This window comes from Vreelandella gomseomensis (assembly GCF_031451645.1).
GTDB lineage: Bacteria > Pseudomonadota > Gammaproteobacteria > Pseudomonadales > Halomonadaceae > Vreelandella > Vreelandella gomseomensis.
This window is the reverse complement of record NZ_JARWAI010000006.1, coordinates 243361-262174: the sequence shown is the minus strand read 5'-3', so window position 1 is coordinate 262174 and position 18814 is coordinate 243361. Positions and strand designations below refer to the sequence as shown.

General features: G+C 59.9%; 22 protein-coding genes. 10 read left to right on the top strand and 12 right to left on the bottom strand.

Features of this window, described 5'->3' with window-relative positions; all coding sequences use genetic code 11:
- Window positions 1–19 precede the first annotated feature (19 nt).
- The 11 genes from fliP to fliF all read right to left on the bottom strand — a co-directional run bounded on the left by fliP (window position 20) and on the right by fliF (window position 10277).
- A complete protein-coding gene (gene fliP / locus QC815_RS10185) occupies window positions 20–796 on the bottom strand; it encodes a flagellar type III secretion system pore protein FliP (RefSeq protein WP_230447605.1) in 777 nt (258 codons plus the stop codon).
- Complete coding sequence (gene fliO, locus QC815_RS10180; protein WP_230447606.1) at window positions 793–1248, bottom strand: flagellar biosynthetic protein FliO; 456 nt, start codon at window positions 1246–1248, stop codon at window positions 793–795. The genes fliP and fliO overlap by 4 nt, the downstream gene beginning before the upstream one ends.
- The gene (fliN, locus tag QC815_RS10175; RefSeq protein WP_230447607.1) at window positions 1245–1772 is read right to left on the bottom strand and encodes a flagellar motor switch protein FliN; all 528 of its coding nucleotides are present in this window, start codon (window positions 1770–1772) and stop codon (window positions 1245–1247) included. Before fliN ends, fliO begins: the two co-directional genes overlap by 4 nt.
- On the bottom strand, window positions 1769–2824 hold the full coding sequence (gene fliM, locus QC815_RS10170) for a flagellar motor switch protein FliM (RefSeq protein ID WP_230447608.1): 1056 nt from the start codon (window positions 2822–2824) through the stop codon (window positions 1769–1771). The genes fliN and fliM overlap by 4 nt, the downstream gene beginning before the upstream one ends.
- A 21-nt stretch (window positions 2825–2845) precedes the next feature.
- Window positions 2846–3319, bottom strand: coding sequence for a flagellar basal body-associated protein FliL (gene fliL / locus QC815_RS10165; RefSeq protein WP_230447609.1), 474 nt, complete (start codon window positions 3317–3319; stop codon window positions 2846–2848).
- Window positions 3320–3463: 144 nt separating this feature from the next.
- Window positions 3464–4888, bottom strand: coding sequence for a flagellar hook-length control protein FliK (locus QC815_RS10160; RefSeq protein ID WP_309768322.1), 1425 nt, complete (start codon window positions 4886–4888; stop codon window positions 3464–3466).
- A gap of 19 nt (window positions 4889–4907) precedes the next feature.
- A complete protein-coding gene (gene fliJ, locus QC815_RS10155; protein WP_230447611.1) occupies window positions 4908–5360 on the bottom strand; it encodes a flagellar export protein FliJ in 453 nt (150 codons plus the stop codon).
- On the bottom strand, window positions 5357–6748 hold the full coding sequence (gene fliI, locus QC815_RS10150) for a flagellar protein export ATPase FliI (protein ID WP_309768320.1): 1392 nt from the start codon (window positions 6746–6748) through the stop codon (window positions 5357–5359). The genes fliJ and fliI overlap by 4 nt, the downstream gene beginning before the upstream one ends.
- A gap of 8 nt (window positions 6749–6756) precedes the next feature.
- Window positions 6757–7533 carry a flagellar assembly protein FliH gene (locus QC815_RS10145; protein ID WP_230447613.1) on the bottom strand — a complete coding sequence of 259 codons (777 nt, stop codon included), beginning with the start codon at window positions 7531–7533 and terminating at the stop codon, window positions 6757–6759.
- Window positions 7526–8533: a flagellar motor switch protein FliG gene (gene fliG, locus QC815_RS10140; RefSeq protein WP_230447614.1), complete on the bottom strand. Its 1008-nt coding sequence runs from the start codon at window positions 8531–8533 to the stop codon at window positions 7526–7528. Before fliG ends, QC815_RS10145 begins: the two co-directional genes overlap by 8 nt.
- Window positions 8526–10277 (bottom strand): flagellar basal-body MS-ring/collar protein FliF, encoded by a 1752-nt coding sequence (fliF, locus tag QC815_RS10135; protein ID WP_309768317.1) that lies wholly within the window; start codon window positions 10275–10277, stop codon window positions 8526–8528. The genes fliG and fliF overlap by 8 nt, the downstream gene beginning before the upstream one ends.
- A gap of 253 nt (window positions 10278–10530) precedes the next feature.
- Between fliF and fliE the strand changes: the two genes are divergently transcribed.
- Entirely contained in the window at window positions 10531–10860 is a 330-nt protein-coding gene (gene fliE, locus QC815_RS10130) for a flagellar hook-basal body complex protein FliE (protein ID WP_230447616.1), read from the top strand.
- 44 nt (window positions 10861–10904) lie between these two features.
- Here fliE and QC815_RS10125 read toward each other — a convergent pair whose 3' ends face one another.
- Window positions 10905–11267, bottom strand: a complete 363-nt coding sequence (locus QC815_RS10125; protein WP_230447617.1) for a flagellar protein FlaG — start codon at window positions 11265–11267, stop codon at window positions 10905–10907.
- 310 nt (window positions 11268–11577) lie between these two features.
- On the opposite strand from QC815_RS10125, the gene QC815_RS10120 reads away from it, so the two are divergent.
- From QC815_RS10120 to motB, 9 genes are all read left to right on the top strand, one after another.
- Window positions 11578–13269, top strand: coding sequence for an HD domain-containing phosphohydrolase (locus QC815_RS10120; protein ID WP_309768315.1), 1692 nt, complete (start codon window positions 11578–11580; stop codon window positions 13267–13269).
- Window positions 13270–13453: 184 nt separating this feature from the next.
- Window positions 13454–13870, top strand: coding sequence for a flagellar export chaperone FliS (fliS, locus tag QC815_RS10115; RefSeq protein WP_309768313.1), 417 nt, complete (start codon window positions 13454–13456; stop codon window positions 13868–13870).
- An 8-nt stretch (window positions 13871–13878) separates the two neighbouring features.
- Entirely contained in the window at window positions 13879–14286 is a 408-nt protein-coding gene (gene fliT / locus QC815_RS10110) for a flagellar protein FliT (protein WP_230447620.1), read from the top strand.
- Complete coding sequence (fliK, locus tag QC815_RS10105) at window positions 14283–15623, top strand: flagellar hook-length control protein FliK (protein ID WP_309768310.1); 1341 nt, start codon at window positions 14283–14285, stop codon at window positions 15621–15623. The genes fliT and fliK overlap by 4 nt, the downstream gene beginning before the upstream one ends.
- Complete coding sequence (locus tag QC815_RS10100; RefSeq protein WP_230447622.1) at window positions 15610–15900, top strand: EscU/YscU/HrcU family type III secretion system export apparatus switch protein; 291 nt, start codon at window positions 15610–15612, stop codon at window positions 15898–15900. The genes fliK and QC815_RS10100 overlap by 14 nt, the downstream gene beginning before the upstream one ends.
- A 105-nt stretch (window positions 15901–16005) precedes the next feature.
- A complete protein-coding gene (flhD, locus tag QC815_RS10095; RefSeq protein WP_230447623.1) occupies window positions 16006–16338 on the top strand; it encodes a flagellar transcriptional regulator FlhD in 333 nt (110 codons plus the stop codon).
- Window positions 16335–16877, top strand: coding sequence for a flagellar transcriptional regulator FlhC (gene flhC / locus QC815_RS10090; RefSeq protein ID WP_230447624.1), 543 nt, complete (start codon window positions 16335–16337; stop codon window positions 16875–16877). Before flhD ends, flhC begins: the two co-directional genes overlap by 4 nt.
- A gap of 66 nt (window positions 16878–16943) precedes the next feature.
- Window positions 16944–17813, top strand: coding sequence for a flagellar motor stator protein MotA (gene motA / locus QC815_RS10085; RefSeq protein ID WP_230447625.1), 870 nt, complete (start codon window positions 16944–16946; stop codon window positions 17811–17813).
- Window positions 17810–18772, top strand: coding sequence for a flagellar motor protein MotB (gene motB / locus QC815_RS10080; protein ID WP_230447626.1), 963 nt, complete (start codon window positions 17810–17812; stop codon window positions 18770–18772). The genes motA and motB overlap by 4 nt, the downstream gene beginning before the upstream one ends.
- Window positions 18773–18814: the final 42 nt, after the last annotated feature.

Genomic DNA, 18814 nt, shown 5'->3' with positions numbered 1-18814 from the left:
TCCAGCGTCGCAGTGACGGCTATATCATGTAAAAGCTTTCAGCTAACGAACCGACAATCAGTTGCCAACCGTCGACCAGAACAAACAGCATCAGCTTAAAGGGGAGCGAAATGGTGATCGGTGGAACCATCATCATACCCAGAGCCATCAGCGTGCTGGCAACCACCAGGTCAATGATCAAGAAAGGAATAAAAATCGTAAAGCCGATCTGAAACGCGGTTTTCAATTCGCTGGTCACAAAAGACGGCAGCAGGACGCGCATGGGCAGATCATCCGGCCCCTGCATGGGCCCCACATCGGCAAGGCGAACAAACAGGGCGAGGTCTGGCTCGCGGGTTTGGGCAAGCATGAACTCGCGAAACGGCACCTGGGCCAGGCGCAAAAATTCCTCGAAGTTGATCGTTTCTTCGCTCAACGGCACCCAGGCGGTGTCGTATACCTGTGCCAGCACCGGTGACATGATGAAAAACGTCAAAAACAGCGCGATACCCAGCAGTACCTGATTGGGTGGCGTTGCCTGTGTGCCCATGGCGGTTCGCAACAGACTCAATACAATGATGATGCGCGTGAAGCTGGTCATCATCAGCAGCATGGAGGGGAGAAACGCCAGCGAGCTTAAAAACAGCAGCGTTTGCAGAGAAACCGACCACTGCTGTCCTCCATCGTCAAGCGGCTGAGTGGTGATGCCGGGAAGCTCTTGGGCGTTACCCACCAATGGGAAAAGACAGGCAATGGCTATGACAAAAAGCAACTGCCACTTCAGGCAGCGCGGCCAATGTAACGCGACAATCCTCATGATGTTCGGTCTGTTTCAGAAGGTGGTGGTGACGTGGAATCCGCGTGCTTTTTGCCGACATTATGCGCGAGCGCCTGGGAAAAGCGTTGGGCAAAGCCAGACGGCGCCAGCGGCGGTTCGCCTTCGCTCGCTGTGGCCGGCGCTGGTCGCTCATGCAGCTTGGTGACGCGCCCGTTGCCAACGCCCAGCACTAGCCAGGTATCCTCGACTTGCACGATCACCACGCGCTCACGATTACCGACGGCGGTGCTGCTGATCATCTGCAGGTGACCGCCAGCCCGCTTGGCACTGCCAAGCCGTTTGAGTAGCGCGGTACACAGCAGGATGATCGCGATAACCAGCGCCAACGCCGCTGCCGTCTTGCCGATCATGGCCATGCCGATCAGCGAGTCGCCCCCGCTGCTGAGCGCATCGAGCGAGCTGCTTGACGTTGAGGCGGCTTCGCTGCTCATCGGTTCAGTTTATGAATACGCTCAGAGGGCGTGATGATCTCGGTGATACGAATGCCGTACTTGTCGTCAATGACAACGACTTCGCCCTGGGCAACCAGGTAGCCGTTGATCAGGATATCCATCGGTTCACCGGCAAGTCCTTCAAGCTCGATGACCGACCCCTGCGCAAGCTCGAGAAGCTGTTTGATGGTCAGCTTGGTCCTGCCCAGCTCAACGGTGAGCTTGACCGGAATATCCATGATCATTTCAAGGTCACGTGAAGCCGCCGCGCCGTCTTCCTGAGTCAGCGGACGAAACACATCGTCGCTGGCCGCTTTGGCTTCGCTGGCAGGCGTTTCTTCAGCCGCTTCGACGGCCTCTTCAGCCGCCGCCTCTTCCTCGGCGGTTTGCTGTTCGGCCATGGCAGCGGCCCAGGGATCTTCTTCCTCGCCGTCGGCTGTGTTCTCTTCCTGCTCTTGTTCCGACATGGCAGACGCCCAGTCGTCCTCAGAGATGTTCTGATCGGGTTTGTTAGGATCTGTCATGCTTTAGATTCCTTGGCTTTCTGTCGCGTCGCCCCTTTGAAGAGGTCGTTGGACGGTACATTATTCATCGCGGCGTGATCGATCATGCGCTTGACACGCAAGGCGCGCTGCTGTCGTTGACTGCCGTATTCGCATTCCATTACTGGGACGCCGTCAACGTTGGCCATGACCGTGGAGGGAATGTCTAACGGCAGTACGTCCCCTTTTTTCAACCCCATCACATGGCTGATGCGGCTGGGTATATGAGCAAACTCTGCTACCAGCTCGACCTCCGACTGGCGTAACTCGCTGGCCATGCGCCGCGACCAGGTGCCGTCCTGGTCATGGTTACTGTCATTGATCGGGTTCGCCAGGAGGTCGCGCAGCGGCTCGATCATGGCGTATGGCATGCACACCTGAAAACTGCTCGTCAGGTTGCCAACTTCGATGTTGAACTTGGTATTCACCACGATTTCATTGGGTGAATTAGTGATATTGGCGAACTTGGATTGCACCTCAGAACGCAGAAAGCTTATCTCCAATGGATAAACCACTTTCCAGGCTTCCTGATAGGCATCGATGGCCAGACCCAGCAAGCGGTGAATAATTCGCTGTTCCGTATTGGTAAACTCACGCCCGTCGGACTTGGTCACGAAGCGCCCGTCGCCGCCGAACAGGTTGTCGACCACCATGAAGACCAGGTTCGGTGGAAACACGATCAACCCCGAACCGCGCAGCGGCCGCATGGACACAATGTTCAGGTTGGTCGGTACGGGGACATTACGCGAAAAGTCGCTGAAGCTTTGATAACGCACCGACTCGACTGTTATATCGGCGCTGCGGCGAAGCAGGTTGAACAACCCCGTACGGAAGTAGCGCGCAAAGCGCTCGTTAATAAAGTCCAGGGCGTGCAGGCGCTCGCGGATAACGCGGTGCTGCGTGGAGGGGTCATAAGGACGTACCCGGGATTCATCCTGCGACTCAGCCGATGATGCCGACGATTCGTCATCACCACTGACCCCCTTCAAAAGGGCATCGATTTCTTCCTGGGACAGTAGATCGTCCTGCGACATGAACGGCTCCAGTTCCCGAGATTATTGCACAATGAATTCAGTAAACAGCACTTCACGCAATTCGAGTGGAGGCTGATTTTCGTCGAAGGGCTGGCTGAGCCTTTCGTTGATGGTGCGTGCCAGTTGCTGTTTGCCTTCTGAAGAGGTCAGGTCGCCTGCTTTTTGGCCGGATAGGACGGTGAGCAGTCGGCTACGAACCTGTGGCATATGCTCCTCGAGAAGCTCACGGGTCGCTTCGTCTTCAACCCGAAGCGTGATGCCGGCGTAAAGCAAGCGCGAGCCGTATTGATCATCGGCCAGATTGACGGTAAACGGCTCGATGGTCAGAAACACCGGTGGCTGCGGCTCGGCAACCTGCTCCTCGGCGTCTTCAGGGGCATCGTCACGGTCATCCAGCACCATATAAATGGCCGCTGCCGCCCCGGCAGAGGAGAGCAGCACTAGAATGATCATTATCCAGAGCAGTTTTTTTGATCCGCCGCTTGATTCAGCCATTGGTCGTTCCCGTAATCTCCATGCGTGGCGTCAATGTAGCATTATGCCTAAAGCGCATGCTGGTGATGAAATGAACAGGCTCGCTTGGCGAGCCTATCTTTTGGTTTAGCTTTTCATGCCCGGCCCTCTTAGGGCTTATATGGGTCATGCGTAGAGGTCAACGCGACCATCAAGGGCTATCGGCGCGTTCAGCGTTGGGGCCGAGCCGTTGCCTTCCTCGCCGCTGTCAAGGCCTGGCTGTCCGCCGGTGCCGGAAGACGATTGCGCCATGCCCTGTTCGTCGCTGGACTGGCGTTGCTCGCCCACGGAGGTGTCACCCAGCGCGATGCCCTGTTCGGCAAGGGCCTCACGCAGCTGCGGGATAGCCTGTTCGATGACCTGGCGAACCTGGGCGTGGTTGGACAAGAAGTGCGCCTGGGCCCCCTGCTCACCGAATTTTAGTGAAATCGAAAGCGGGCCAAGCTCGGCAGGATGCAGCTGCATTTGCACGAGCTGGTCGCCCCCGCGCTGGGCAAACTGAACGAGTTGCTGACCCAACTGCTGCGGCCATGCTGGGCTTGTGACCGGCGTGCTCACCGCAGCGGGCGTCGGCATGGCGGCGCTACCCGTGGTGGCGGCCGGTGCTGGCTGACCGATGCCGGCGGCTGCGAGGGCCTGCCCGCTGGATTGTCCAGCGTTGTTTGACGACAGGGCGCTCAACAGCGTGTCCGAGGAGGTGCTGGGCACCACCAGGTTGGCTTTGGCTGAGGTATCCGTCGCTCGCCCTGAGGTGTCCAGCGCACTGACCCAGGTCTCCGCACTGCTGCGTGAGCTGACGCGAGCGTCGATTTGGCTAGCCAGGCTTTCTGTCCGGGAACCCTTGGCAGCGTCGCCGTTTTGCGCGGTGGCGCCCAGCGCCTGTGCGATATCACCCAGCGCGCGTGATGATTCGGAGCCTTGGCTTGTCGCGGAACCATCAAGATTCTGTGTTGCCACAAAGGCGCTGAGCAGGCTTACCAACTGCTCAGCTTCGCCTTCTTCAATGCCTAGCTGTTGGGCCAGTTCGCTGGCGGTGGGCGCTGCCTCGTTGCCGCTGGGTGAAAATGTCGATGAGTTAGCCACATCACTACCGTAGCTGCCCATCAGGGCAAGCCGCTGGGCGATCTCATCTAGGTCAGCGTTCTCGAGGTTGCCGGATGCCTCAAGCGTAGCCAGCGCTTCGGGCGTCGCGCCATCATGATCAGCAGAAAATTGCGCCATCAGCGCCTCGGGCGCTGAACCATCTTCGGAAGCGGCAAAACGTGCCACCAGCGCCTCCAGTGCCTCAGGGCTGATATCCAGCCCCAGCGACTCCAGCAATGCCGACAGCGAGGTGGCAGCGCTCGCTTGACCGTTAGACGTCGAGCCATTGCCAGTTTGCGTCAACGCCGAAGTGATCTGTCCATCGCCGAGGCGCTGATGGGGAGACGCCGAGGCCTGGGACAACGCCTGCTGAAAGAAGCCGCGCACGCCATCGGCCGTTGCCGTGCTGCCCGGCTGATGGCTGGTGGCTTGACCCTGTGTCATTGAAAGCAACTGGTGAATATTCATGCTCAGTTCCCTGGCACCGCTACTGCGGCGTCTCATTACGTTGGCGAGCCAGGCGGCTGGTCACCAAATCGTCGTTGGTTTTCTGTTCACGACGCTCAAGGCGTCGATGCTCTTCCACTAGCCGTCGAGAGGCCAGTGTATCGTACGAAGACAGCTTACGCTGCTCCTGTTGCCAATGTTGCTGGCGTTTCTCGACGCGTTTCTGCTGTGCCGCCAATGTCTGACGGGCACGTTCGAGTGCAGCATCCAGCGAGGCAAGAAACTGCTGATAATTGTACATCGTAGCGGGATCAATGCCCTCGCGCATGGCCAGCTGTAAACGTTCGGCGTACTCCGCGCGGTAGCGGTTGAGCGAGTGTAGCTGGGCAGTCGTCTGCTGCTCGCCCTGGCGCTCCTGGGCAAGGGCAATACCCGCCTGATCCCGGGCATCACGGGCTAAATCGGCAAGCATCTCTAGCTGCGTTCGGCTCATGCTGACTCTCCAACCAAGGCGTGAAGGGCTTGTCGCGAAGCGTCGACGGTGGCGCTTTCGTGGATGTTCTGCTGGAGAAAGTGTTCGAGTTCAGGGAAGCGGCGCACGGCTTCATCGAGCTGCGGGTCGTGTCCCGGCGTGTAGGCACCGACGCTGATCAAGTCGCGGTTCCGCTGATAGCGGGAGAAATACTGCTTGAAGATGCGTGACTCGCGCTGTTGGGCATCGTCGGTGATGGCGGTCATGGCCCGGCTGATCGACGCTTCGATGTCGATGGCGGGGTAGTGCCCAGCTTCGGCTAGCGTTCGTGACAGGACGATGTGACCATCAAGAATCGCCCGGGCTGAATCTGCAATCGGATCCTGCTGGTCGTCGCCCTCGGTCAACACGGTATAAAACGCGGTAATCGAACCGCCGCCGCGCTCGGCGTTGCCTGCCCGCTCCACCAGACCTGGCAGCTTGGCAAAGACCGACGGCGGATACCCTTTGGTCGCTGGCGGCTCGCCAATCGCCAAGGCAATTTCACGCTGCGCCATGGCAAAACGGGTCAATGAATCCATGATCAGCAGCACGTTGCGGCCTTCATCGCGGAAACCCTCGGCCAGCCGCGTCGCGTACGCGGCGCCTTGAAGGCGCTGAAGCGGCGAGGTATCGGCAGGCGCCGCGACCACGACGGCGCGACGCCGCCCCTCGGGGCCGAGGATGTTATCAATGAAATCCTGGACTTCGCGTCCACGCTCGCCGATCAGGCCGACCACGATAACGTCTGCCTTGGTATAGCGTGCCATCATGCCCAGCAGCACCGACTTGCCCACCCCGGATCCCGCAAACAGCCCCATGCGCTGCCCTCGACCAACGCTCAGCAGCGCGTTGATCGACCGGATACCCACATCGATCTGGGTATCAATCGGGGCGCGGGACAGCGGGTTGAGCGGTGGCGTGTCGAGGGTAGCGCGGGGGCTGTCTTCAGGGTATTCGCGGTCGTCAAGCGGATTGCCGTTGCCATCGAGTACGCGACCCAATAACTCCTCGCCAACGGGAAAGCGCCGAGCGCTGTGGCCGCTGCCGTCGCTTAGCGGGGACACCCGGGCGCCGGGCATCAACCCCGAAATCTGCTCGAGCGGCATCAGGAACAGCTTGTCACCGGAGAAGCCGACCACTTCGGCTTCGGCATAGGGCGTGTTCTGAGCGCTCTGTGCCTCGTTCTTCGGCAGCTCAATCTTGCAAGCGCTGCCCACAGCAACCCGTAACCCGACGACTTCGACCACCATGCCGGTCGCCCGCACGACGCGGCCGCTGGTGCCCACGCGTGGCAAGGCGCTGACCCGCTGCGTGGTGCGGCGGATCGCTTTTTGCCAGCGGTACTGATGGGGGCTGGTGGTGGTCATCGTCGCTCCTAGGAAGCCGACGGCTTGGTTTTGCTGGAGGGCCGCTTACGCGCCTGGGTCTGTACGGCCTGCCAGCGACTTTCAAACGTCGCATCCAGCTCGCCCTGGGCGCTGGTGACCCGGCACCCGCCGCGAGCCAGTTGGTCATCGGGTTGCAGTGTCCAGTTGGCGGCTTCCAGTTCAGTGCCAAGGTGTTCGGTGACAAGTGCGTGGTCGTCGGGGTTTAGCCATAGTCGCTGCTGGCCGACCAGCGGCGGTTCAGTATGCAGCAGCTCGCGCACCAGCGTCAGGATGCGTTCCGGCGTGTCGTCCAGGGCTTCCGCTGCCAGCTGACGGCCGGTAGCCGTTGCCAGCTCGACCAGATCCTGGGCAATGGTGTCATCCAGTTGGGTGAGCGCGTCGGAAAACTGTTTGGCGAGCGTTTCCAGCGGTGCCAGTGTTGCCTTGGTTTGTTGCTCGAGCTCTTGCTGAGCCTGCTGGCGTCCTTCTTCGAGCCCCTTTGCCAGGCCTTCTTCATGGCCTTGCGCCAGGCCCGCCTGGTAGCCGTCCTCCTCGGCCTGCTTTCGCAGTTTGTCGTATTCCTCCTGGCGCGCCTGGGCTTCTCGCTGCTGCGCCTCCCGGGCGGCTTTCTGAGCGGCGTCAATCTTGCGCTGGTGGGCCGAAGGCGTGGTAGGCGTCGCAGGCGTCGCGTTCTCGTCGCTGCTGGCCGGGCGCATAAGTTCGGCCATTTGCCAGCGACGCCATTGGTGATGGCGGTCAAACTGCGGGGATTGGGTATCAGACATACTCGTCATCTCCACCCGCCAGCACAATTTCGCCGGAATCGGCTAAGCGGCGAACCACCTGAAGGATGGTCTTCTGTTCGGTTTCAACCTGCGATACACGAATCGGGCCTCGGGCTTCCATATCTTCGCGAACCAGGTCGGCGGCCCGCTGGGACATGTTGCGCAGGAACTTGTCCACCAGCGCATCCTGGGCGCCCTTGAGGGCGACCACCAGCGAATTGGTCTCGACTTCCTGCAATACCATCTGGATGGCGCGGTTGTCCAGGTCGAGCAGGTTCTCGAACAGGAACATCTCGTCGATAATCTTCTGCGCCAGGTCTTCGCTGTGCGAGCGCACGGTTTCGATGGCGGTTTCTTCCTGCGACGAATTCATCAGGTTGAGGATTTCCGCCGCAGTTCTTACGCCGCCCATCTTGCTGCGCTTGAGGTTCTGGCCGTCGAGCATGCCGGACAGCACCTCGGTCAATTCCTGCAGAGCGGCAGGCTGAACGCCGCTGAAGGTCGCGATACGCAGCACGACATCATTACGCTGCTTTTCTTCAAAGAGCTCAAGCACATCGGACGCCTGGTGGCGATCCAGGTGCACCAGGATGGTAGCGATGATCTGCGGGTGCTCGTCGCGAATAAGCTCGGCCACCATGGAGGCTTCCATCAGGTTGAGCGAATCAATGCCCGAGGTTTCTGCACTGCTTTCCAGGATGTCTTCAATCAGGCTGGACGCGCGGTCACTCCCCAGTGCCTTGGTAAGCACCGAACGAATGTGGTCGCTGGAGTTGAGGTTCAGCGCGACGAACTCTTCTGTCTCCTTGTGAAAGGCTTCGAGTACCGCCTTCATGTCTTCGTGGGAAACCTGCTGAAGGCGCGTCATTTCCATGCTGATTTCCTGGACTTCCGAGGCGTTCATATACTTGAACACTTCCGCGGCACTGTCTTCATCCAGGGCGAGCAACAGGATGGCGCTCTTGCGAGCGCCCCCCATATTGGCAATTGCACTACTCATTGGCATTCATCCAGCTGCGCACGATCATCGCCACCATGCGGGGGTCTTCTTGGGCCATTTCACGCAGGTCGTTGAGGTTGTGCTCATACAGCGATGTCTTGCGACGGCGTTTCGGCTTCTGATACGTCTCTTCGCTATCGTTGCTGTCGGCGTCTTCATCCGGTTCGTCTTCATCATCGCCCACCTGCGTCTGGAGCGCGCCGCCTGGTGTGGCGGTTGCCATGACGGGTGACTCGGTATAGCGCTTGATGAGCGGCCGGAGAATCAGCAGGTAAAGCAGCAGCGCGGCGAGGGCGACGAGCAGGTAGCGGCCGAGTTGGGCTGCCAGCTCAAGTGTATCCTGACGTTGCCACCACTCTGGCGCGTCGGGGGTGTCGTCCTCGATGTCGGCAAACGGCGTGTTGACCACGTCGATAGCGTCGCCGCGTGCCTCCGAGAAGCCCATCGACTGGCGAACTAGCCCCTCGATCTGCTGGACTTCTTCTGCGGAGAGGGGCACCTGTTCCTGTTCGCCTTCCTCGTTGACGGTCTGGCGATAATTGACGACGACCGCCGCCGTCAGGCGCTCGATACGGCCGAGGCGATGCTGGATATGCTCGATGCTGCGATCGACTTCGTAGTTGACGACATCGTCCTGGCGCAGGTTGCGCAACGCCTCGTCACCTTCTCCGTCAGCGCCATCCTCGCCTTCCTCGTCAGGTTGGTTGATGGGGGAGGGTGCCGTGCCTGGCGGGGTATTGCTGAGTGCGCCTGGAATGCCGGTGCCCAACGGATTTTCGCCATCAAGCGACACGCTCAACTGGCGGCTGCGCACGGCGGCTTCATTGGGTGGTTGATTGGGGCCGTAGCGTTCGGAGGTTTCCTCGCGTTGGGAAAAGTCCACTTGAGCGGCTACCTGGGCGCGCACATTGTCCTCGCCAAGAATCGGCGTGAGGATGTTTTCAATGCGCTGTTGATAGGAGCGCTCGACTTCCGCGAGGTATTCGAGCTGGCTGCCGTCCAGGTCATCGCTGCCCCCGGTGTCGGCGGACAGTAGCCGCCCGTTCTGGTCGACCACCGAAACGTCTTCGGGCGCCAGTTCCGGCACGCTGCTGGATACCATGTGCACGATGGCGCTGACCTGACCGTCGCCAAGCAGCCGTCCCGGCAGCAAGGTCAGTACCACCGAGGCCTTGGCGGGCTCGCGATCTCGGATGAAAACCGATGGCTTGGCCATCGACAGGTGAACGCGCGCGCCTTCCACAGGCCCCAGTGACTCGATGGAGCTGCTGAGCTCGCCTTCAAGGCCACGCTGATAGTTGACCTGCTCGGCAAACTGGCTGATCCCGAAGGCCTGGTCATCCATTAGCTCGAGCCCAACATTGCCGCCGCGGGGCAGCCCCTGTTCGGCGAGATAGAGACGTAACGGATGAACCCGGTCGCTGGGCACCATCAGTGCCTGGCCGTTATTGCTAAAACGATAGGGCACGCCTCGACTGTCGAGCTCCGTGATGATGCGTCCGCCGTCAGCTTCATCGAGGTTGTTGTAAAGCACCCGATAATCAGGGCTGCTGGCCCACATCATCAGGGCGGCAATCACGGCAATGGAAGCCGCACCGGCAACCAGCAGGATCACGATGGGATTGCCGCGCAGCTGTGAGCGCACGCGTTCGGAAAACGTCGTTGTCGTATTATCACCACCTGCGCTGCCACTAGCCGAGGCGGTGTTCGTCTGACGGCCTGCCGTTGCACCTGCTTCGCTCATGAGTCCCTCCCTGGGGACAGACAAAACAGGTCACAGTCCAGGCGCATCACCAAAAAAGGCATAGGCTGTATCCGTCAATCGCGGTTATCCGCCGAAATGATGAGGCGAAATTGTGATGGACGCCATTATCCTGTGGCTGGGCAAGCCTAAAGGAACGAAAAGCTTGGCTTTTCGTGCGTAATTGTCCGTATGAGCTTTATCATACCGGTGCTAGGATTCGTGCATTCAGCCATCTTACTGATCGAGGCGTAAAATGAGCACACCGGGAATACAGTCGGCGCTGCAACAAATGCAGAGCCTAGCCACCCAGGCATCAGGCCAGTCGATGCAAGGTGGTGCGCCTTCACAAGCAGTAGGTCATGGCAGTTTTGGTGGCGAGCTGCAGGCATCCATTCAGCGTATCAATCAGTTAAAGCTGGCGGCCAATGATAAAGCGATGGCCTTTCAGGCGGGTGATCCCGATATAGAGTTGGGTGACGTCATGATCGATATGCAGAAAGCGAGTGTGGCTTCGCAAATGGGGCTGCAGGTTCGCAATCGCCTGGTGTCCGCCTATCGTGACGTCATGAACATGCAGGTGTAACCCGAAACTCAAGCCCCTTTCGCGCTAGTGTCCTGGCTCCTCAATCAAGCCTCAAGCGAGACGAACTGGCCGCGCCATTCCTCAAGCCGTTCGGCGATACGCAGCACTTCCTCGGCAGGAATCTGGCGAATGACGTCGCCTGAATCGCGGTCAACTACCCGTGTGATGACGCGTGATTCGTTCTCGCTGATATCAAACTCCAGGCCGCGTTCACGCATGACGTCATTGATGCGCTGAATCGGTTCGACGAGTTCTCCGGCGGTGGGTTCGGTTTGTTGTTGCTCGCTGAGCTGGCTCCCGGCGGTCGGAAACTTGTCCAAGAGTTCGTCGAGGCGTTGACGCGGCGACTGGCCGGTGAGTTGGGCGGTCTGTACGTGATTAATGGCGTCGATATTGGATGAGTTCATCTGTGTATTCCCCTGTTTCTTAGCGCCTACCCCGGGTTGGTCAGCGATAACGGAACCTTTCAGGGCGGGTTTTGTTGGAACGACTGTTTAGCAGTTTTTTTAATTTTTACGCAAAAGCTATCGGCCCCGCTGGCGCTAACTTTAGCGACGCAAGGGTTTGCGAATGAAATAAGTCAACTTTGCCTTCTGCTTAGCATAGACGCTCTGTAAAACCTTGCGCGAAAGATGCGTGGCGCATCAATGTTGTCGTCAGCTTCTGGTATTCTGCAACGCGCATATTTCGCTTAGGCAATGGGGAGGTAAGGAGAGCATGGTGGCCCACGAGGAAGAGTACGAACGCGTCCCGAACCAGGTGGCGGTAGCGGCGTTGTTAACGACGCTGGTGGAAAGCGGCGGTGCATCGCTGTGTCTGGAAGAGGACGGTGCACGTCCCGAGCCCGTCGTGTTGATGGAGCAGCATCCGGGCGAGACCCTGGTGCTGGACCTTTCATCGGTGAGCCATCTGCTCGGTCGACTTCAGGACGGTACTTCTTTCTATCTGACCGGTGAGGCGCAGGGCAAGATGCTGCGCACGCCGCTGCTGTCGTTAACCGAAACCCGTCGCGCCGGCGGGCGTTTTTTATGCTGCAGCGATTATCCTGCCTATCTGGACGTGCTTCAGCGGCGTGAGGCGTTTCGCGCCGAGCTGCGCATCGGTATGCCGGTGGCCGCCACTGTCAGCGTGCCCAGCCAGGATGCCATACGGGGTGAGCTGCGCGATCTGTCCCAGACTGGCTGTCAACTGGAGTTGCCGATGACCGCCAGTGGGGTGTTGGCCACGACGGAAGCGCCTCTCATGCTTGCGTTCGAGTTTCCCGACGGCACGTACTTTGAAATCCCGGCCTCGGCCCGCCATCGCCGTCCCGATGCCGAGCGAAACCTGCTGCGGGTGGGCTTTCATTTTGGCGCCCCTAGCCCCGAGCAAGAGCGCCAGGTCTGGTACTTCGTGTGCGAAATCGAGCGCGAGTCGTCACGCTATACCAAAGACCACCAGGATGAACGTCAGCCCTCGCCGCTGTTTACCTCGCCCGCCGGGCGAAGTGGCGCCGGTGAACATGTGGGGCGCCGCGACGTCAAGCGCTACGCCACGCCGACGGCGCGACGACTGGTCAAGATCGCCGCGTTTCTGGATGGTCAGATGCTGGCGCTGCAGCAAGGCAGCGATATTGATTCACGCCAGCTGTCGCTGCATGCCGACCGGCTGATGGATCTTCATGAGGAAGATCGCGAGGCGCTGCTTTTTGCTTGCCGGTGCCTGTCGCCGGAGCCGCTGCTGGTGCGCCATGGGATGTCCGTGGCCGTCCACCTCATGGATCTGGTAGGGAGCGGGATGCCGCGTGATGTGCGCAAGGCGGTGGTGGCCAGCGGCTTGGTGCACGACCTGGGCAAGGCGCTGGTGCCGCAGGTGTTGTTCAAGGCCACACACTTTGAGGCAACCCATCGCCAGGCCTTGAGCGAGCACGTACCGCTTGTGCTGGAGCGACTGGGGAACTGCCAGTGGCTCTCTTCCAGCATTGCCTCGGCGGTGATCGGCGGTATCAATGAGCGGATGGACGGCAGCGGCTACCCGAAAGGCGTGACCGGCGAGTCGTTGAACGAGCTTGCCAAGGCCAGTGCCGTTGTAGATGCGGTCGAGGCCCTGCGGCGTGATCGCAGCGACCGTCCTGGGAAAACCGCCCAGCAGGTTTATCGCCATCTTCTTAGTCATCCCCATCAGTTCGACCCTCACTGGATCAAGCGCTATATAGAGCATTTCAAGGCCTTGCCGGTTGGCGCGCTGGTGCGTTTCTCCAGCGAGCAGCTGGCCTGGGTGTTGCGTGTCGACGAGCGTGGCAACCCGACGGAGGTGCAGATGGCGCTATCGGCGAGTGCGCCGATGCGCGATAACCTGGGCAATGCATTGAGTGGGAATATCGTCGAGAAGCTGGGGCGCCCGGTGAGCGAAGTGGCCGTGTCTACGTAGTCCGCGCCACGAACGAAAGGCTGCAAGAACACTGGGTTGACGAATAAAAAACGCCCGGCAGGGGTAAAGTCGCCATGCCGGTCGCCGATAACCCTAATAGACAGGCAATCCTGGCGATTGGTCTGTGAGTCATTTGCTTGGTGGCTGGCCGCATCCGGTCGCCACATGATCAGGAGTATCACGTATGACGTATTCGCGCGGTGCCGCCACTTACGGCCGGGGAGCCAATGCCTACGCAAGGGTTGGCGTTGAAAGCGGAGTGATGTCGGCGGATCCCCATCAGCTTATCGTCATGCTGTTCGACGGCGCGCAAGCGGCGATTCGAGCAGGCCGCATTCATATGCAGGCAGGCAATGCCGCCGAGAAAGGTCGGTCGATCTCGAAGGCGCTGGATATCGTCAACAATGGCTTGGCAGCGGCCCTCGACCGCGAGCAGGGCGGCGAGATTGCCGAGCAGCTGGCCTCGCTCTACAACTACATCGCCCGCCTGCTGTTGAACGCTAATCTGCGCAATGACGAGGCCAGCCTCGACGAGGCCGAACGGTTACTCGACGATATTGCGTCGGCGTGGCGTGAAATTGGCCAGCAGCAATCTGCATGAGGCAATGAATGTCGGCTACTACCATGGCGCATGATGACGCTCAAAAAACCCTGCTTGATACATATGCAGCGCTTCTCGACAGCGTCACGCAAATGCATCAGCTGGCCGATAACGACCAGTGGGCGGATCTAATCGAACAGCGTACCCACTATGTGCTACTGGTGGATAAGCTGCGCGAGCTGGACGCGGCGGTGACGCTCGAGCCCTCTGCTCAGCAGCAGAAAGCCGAGCTGTTGGAGGCCATTCTGGAGCAGGACGTGGAGATTCGCCGTCAGCTGATTGCCCGTCGCGACGAGTTGGGCCGCCTGATCAATGTATCCCAGCGTCAGCGTAGCCTGCACCGTGCCTACGCGCCGCAGCAGGGGAGAGGTGCGGCTTTCTCCGACGATGACGATCAGGCGCCGAGGTCGTCGTGAGTACGATCAATCCGCTGATCGACACCTTGCTCCACCAGGTGCTGGGGAAGCGAGGGGATGCGTCGAGTCAGCGGTTAATGGATCAGCCGATCAGGCCCATCGTGCCCGGAGAAGGGCCGCGCGCCTTGATGGGTGATGCGCGCCTTGACGGGCGTGATGCGGCCTCCACGGCGCTGCGTGATACCGCACTGCGCGACATGAGAGGGCTACCGTCCCAGTTGGATGGTGGCCGTTTGCCCCAGCGGGGCGATGCTCAGGGATTGCCGCCGGGCTCAACCCAGACCCATTTCAGCCCGGCCGCACGCACCATTGCCGATGTGCTGCTGCGTTTTCCTGCGCCCCCCGCCGTCATGCGGCCTGAAGCGCCATTGATGAATGCCGCCGAGCCGGCGTCGCCGGCACAGCTGGCAAGCCGGCTTGAAGCCAGCGTGCGGGATAGCGGACTGTTTTACGAGGCGCATCTCAAGCGCTGGTTTCAAGGGGACACCAGTCGGCAGCAGCTGCTGAGGGAGCCGCAGATGCAGCCCGGCCCGCGGGCTGCGGTGCCTACCCCCCTGGCCTCCACGGCGCTGGGCATGGGCGTGACGCCTCAGGGACCAAGCAGCGGGGTGGGGACGCAAGGCCTGATGCCTGGCGGCGCGGTGCCAATGATGCCGACAGTGCCGACGAGCAGTGCCCTCATCTTGCCGAACACGTCGCTGATCCCCGTGGCCAGTGAGGCGGCGGCGCGGGCCAATGTGAACATGACCGGTGACGCAGCCGCACGTGCCAGCATGGTCACGGCGCCTGGATCAGCCTCGTCGACGTCGCCAGGCCCGGGGGTGCTCAATACCCCTGAGCTTGCTGCAACGGCCAGAGAGGCAACGCAAGCGGGTACAGAGGCCCGGTTGGCTCGCGAGGCGCTGGAGATCATGCCCGGTCGACAGTCACGCGAAGTGGTTCACGAAAGTTTGCAAAGTCTGGTACGCCAGCAGCTGGAAATGCTGGTGTCACCGACGATACGCTGGGAAGGCGACGTATGGGCAGGCATCTTCATGGCGCTGGTGGTCAATCTGCCGAACCGCGAGTCGTCCCGGGAGAGCGGGGGCGAGCAGGAAAAGGGGGAGGATAACTGGCAGTCCGACATGCAGCTTGATGTGCCGGGATTCGGGGCGTTTAGCGTATCGCTGCGACTTTACCGCGGCGCCTTGAATATTGACCTGACGACCACCGATGCGGACGTCCACCAGCGACTGGAGACGGGGGTGCCGGCGCTCGAATCGCGCCTTGAGGCTCTGGATCTGCGCAAGGTGCAGGTGCGCGCCCGCTATGAGGAGGCGACGGATGCCATCGGATGAGTCGCGGCGCCAGGCCGTCGCGTTGGCCTATCAGGATCACGACCGTGCGCCAAAGGTGGTGGCCAAGGGCTACGGCGAGCTGGCCGAGCGGATCATGGCCGAAGCGCAGCGGCAGGGAATTTATGTCCATGATGCGCCGGAGCTGGTCGCGCTGTTGATGCAGCTGGATCTGGACGCGGAAATTCCGGCCAATCTCTATCAGGTCATTGCGGAACTGCTGGTATGGGTATTTGAGTTATCGGAGGCTGGGTTAAATAAGCGCGGAAGTGCTGAGTAGCCAATACATACGTTGTATGTAACCATGAGTTTGGGTCAGTTACAAAGTCATTCATGGCGCGAGTACAACGGTAATAAAAGCGCCTGTGTCGTTCGATAGGCCAATATGAGTCAAACCAGCTTTTTAGATGAAATACAGGAAATCAATTTAGCGTACTTGCTGCTCGCCCAGCGCCTGTTGAGCGAAGACCGTGAAGCCGCCATGTTCCGTCTCAAAATCGACGGCGAGCTGGCGGATATGCTCGTATCGCTCAACGCACGACAGCTCACGAAGCTGGCGCGAACCAACCAGCTGATCTGCCGGTTTGGGCAGACAGGCGCCGAGCGACTGCAGCAGGTTATCAACAATCCGCGCGACCAGGGGCTTGCCAGCCTGCATGCGTCCTTGCTGCTGGCGGGGGAGGGGTACGAATCGATGCCGCCGGAGGATAGCTCGTGAGCCAGAAAAGCTTGGTAGACGAAATGCATCAGGTGCAGCTCGCTATTGAGCTGATCGAACTCGGGGCCAGGCTTCAGGTGCTGGAAACCGAGACGGAGTTGAGCCGTACGCGCCTCATCAAGCTTTATAAAGAAGTAAGAGGAATGTCACCGCCAAAAGGCATGCTGCCGTTTTCAACCGACTGGTTCATTACCTGGCTGCCCAACATTCACTCTTCATTGTTTTACAACATCTACATTAGCCTGGTGAATGAAGCCGGCTGTGAACGCATTGATGCGTTTGTGAAGGCCTATCGGCTTTACGGCGAGCAGATTGATGTCGAAGAGGTTGAACCGGTGCTGGGGCTGACGCGGGCATGGACACTGGTGCGATTCTTTGAGAGCGATCTGCTTCAGCTGACACCGTGTACGCGCTGCGGCGGGCGCTTTGTTGCCCACGCGCATAGTCCGCAGCAGGACTATGTCTGCGGGATCTGCCAGCCGCCATCCCGGGCAGGCAAGACGCGGCAAATGTGTAAACCAGCGTCGAACACGACATGACGCTTTGATGTAACGGTATCCCGCTGGTTCCGTTACCGACCATTGAAATAGTGAAGGACACTACTTGTGCTGATCCTCTTAGGCTACATCGTCGTATTGCTTTCGGTATTTGGTGGCTATGTGCTGGCAGGCGGCAGCATGGGGCCGCTGTTCCAGCCTCTTGAGCTGTTGATGATTGGGGGTGCCGGGGTGGGGGCTTTTCTTGCCTCCAACAACGGCAAGGCGATCAAGGCCACCTTCAAGATCATGCCCAAGCTGAAGCGCACCAAGAAGTACAACAAGAGCATGTACATGGAGCTGATGGCGCTGCAGTACAAGCTGCTGTCCAAGGTGCGTCGCGAAGGCATGCTGGGCATCGAGCGGGATATCGACAATCCCCAAGAAAGCCCGCTTTTTCAAGAGCATCCGACGGTGTTGGCTGACCCGCACATCATGAACTTCCTCACCGACTATCTGCGTCTGATGGTCAGCGGCGGCATGGAGCCCATGGAAATCGACGAGCTGATGCTCCACGAAATCGAGGCGTTCGAGCAGGAAGCGCACATTCCGATTGATGCCATTGCCAAGGTCGGTGATGCCATGCCTGCCTTCGGTATCGTGGCGGCGGTGATGGGAGTGGTCAAGGCGCTTACCTACGCCGATGCGGGTCCCGAGCAGATGGGCGAAATGATTGCCCATGCCCTGGTCGGGACATTTCTGGGTATTCTGCTGGGTTATGGCTTCATCAGCCCGATCTCAAGCACTATCGATCGGCAGGCCAAGGAAGCGGAAAAAATGCTCCAGTGCATTCGCGTCACGCTACTGGCAAGCCTGCACGGCTATGCCCCGCAGCTGGCCGTGGAGTTCGGCCGCAAGGCTCTGCACAGCGCAGAGCGCCCCACCTTCAACGAACTGGAAGACTACGTACGCGACGCGAAAAAGGCTGGTAGTGCATGAGTACGGCGGGGGATAAGCGCCCGATCATCATTCGGCGCAAAAAGGTCGTACATGCGCATCACGGTGGCGCATGGAAAATTGCTCTGGCTGACTTCATGACCGCCCTGATGGCGCTGTTTCTAGTGCTCTGGATCCTCAGCGTTTCCAGCGAAGAAGAGCGTCAAGGGGTTGCCGAGTATTTCAGCACGCCGCTGACGACAGCCATCACCGGCGGTGATCGCTCCGGAAGCACCAGCGCCATTCCTGGCGGTGGCCCGGATCCCACTCACAGCGATGGCGAGCGGGCACGGATTGACCTGAAACAGGCGACGCGCCCAAGTCAGCAGGAACGGCGCTTTTTCATGGACGTGCAGGAGCGCATCGAGCGGGCCATCGAGCTCGATCCCGAGCTGCGCGAACTACGCTCCCAACTGCGCTTTGATCTGACCCGCGAGGGGTTGCGCATTCAGGTGCTGGATACCGAGCAGCGACCCATGTTCGAACTGGGTAGCGATCAGGTGGCCCCTTACATGCGCAATCTGTTGCGCACCATTGCGCCGTTGCTCAATGAGCTGCCCAACGACCTGAGTATTGGTGGCCATACCGATAATGTTCCCTATGCGGGAGGCTACCGAGGCTACAGCAACTGGGAGCTGTCGAACGACCGTGCCAATGCCTCCCGCCGGGAGCTGGTTGCCGGTGGGCTTGACCCGGATCAACTGCTGCGCGTTTCCGGCTATGCAGACAGGGTGCTGCTGCCCGACACTGACCCTGACGACCCGATTAACCGGCGTATCGAAATGGTTATCCTGCTCCCTGAAATCGCCGAGGCAATCCGCAACCCGGTGGTGATGGAGACGGACATCTCCACGGTGTTATCCGAAACGGCGGAAGAGGTCACCGAGGCACCCGACGAAGACGTGCCAGCGAGTAATCAGGAACAACCAGACTTGGAACAAGAAGCGACCAACGCCGAATGACCCGGCGTTGGCGATCATACTTTTACGTGAAGGCAGGGGATG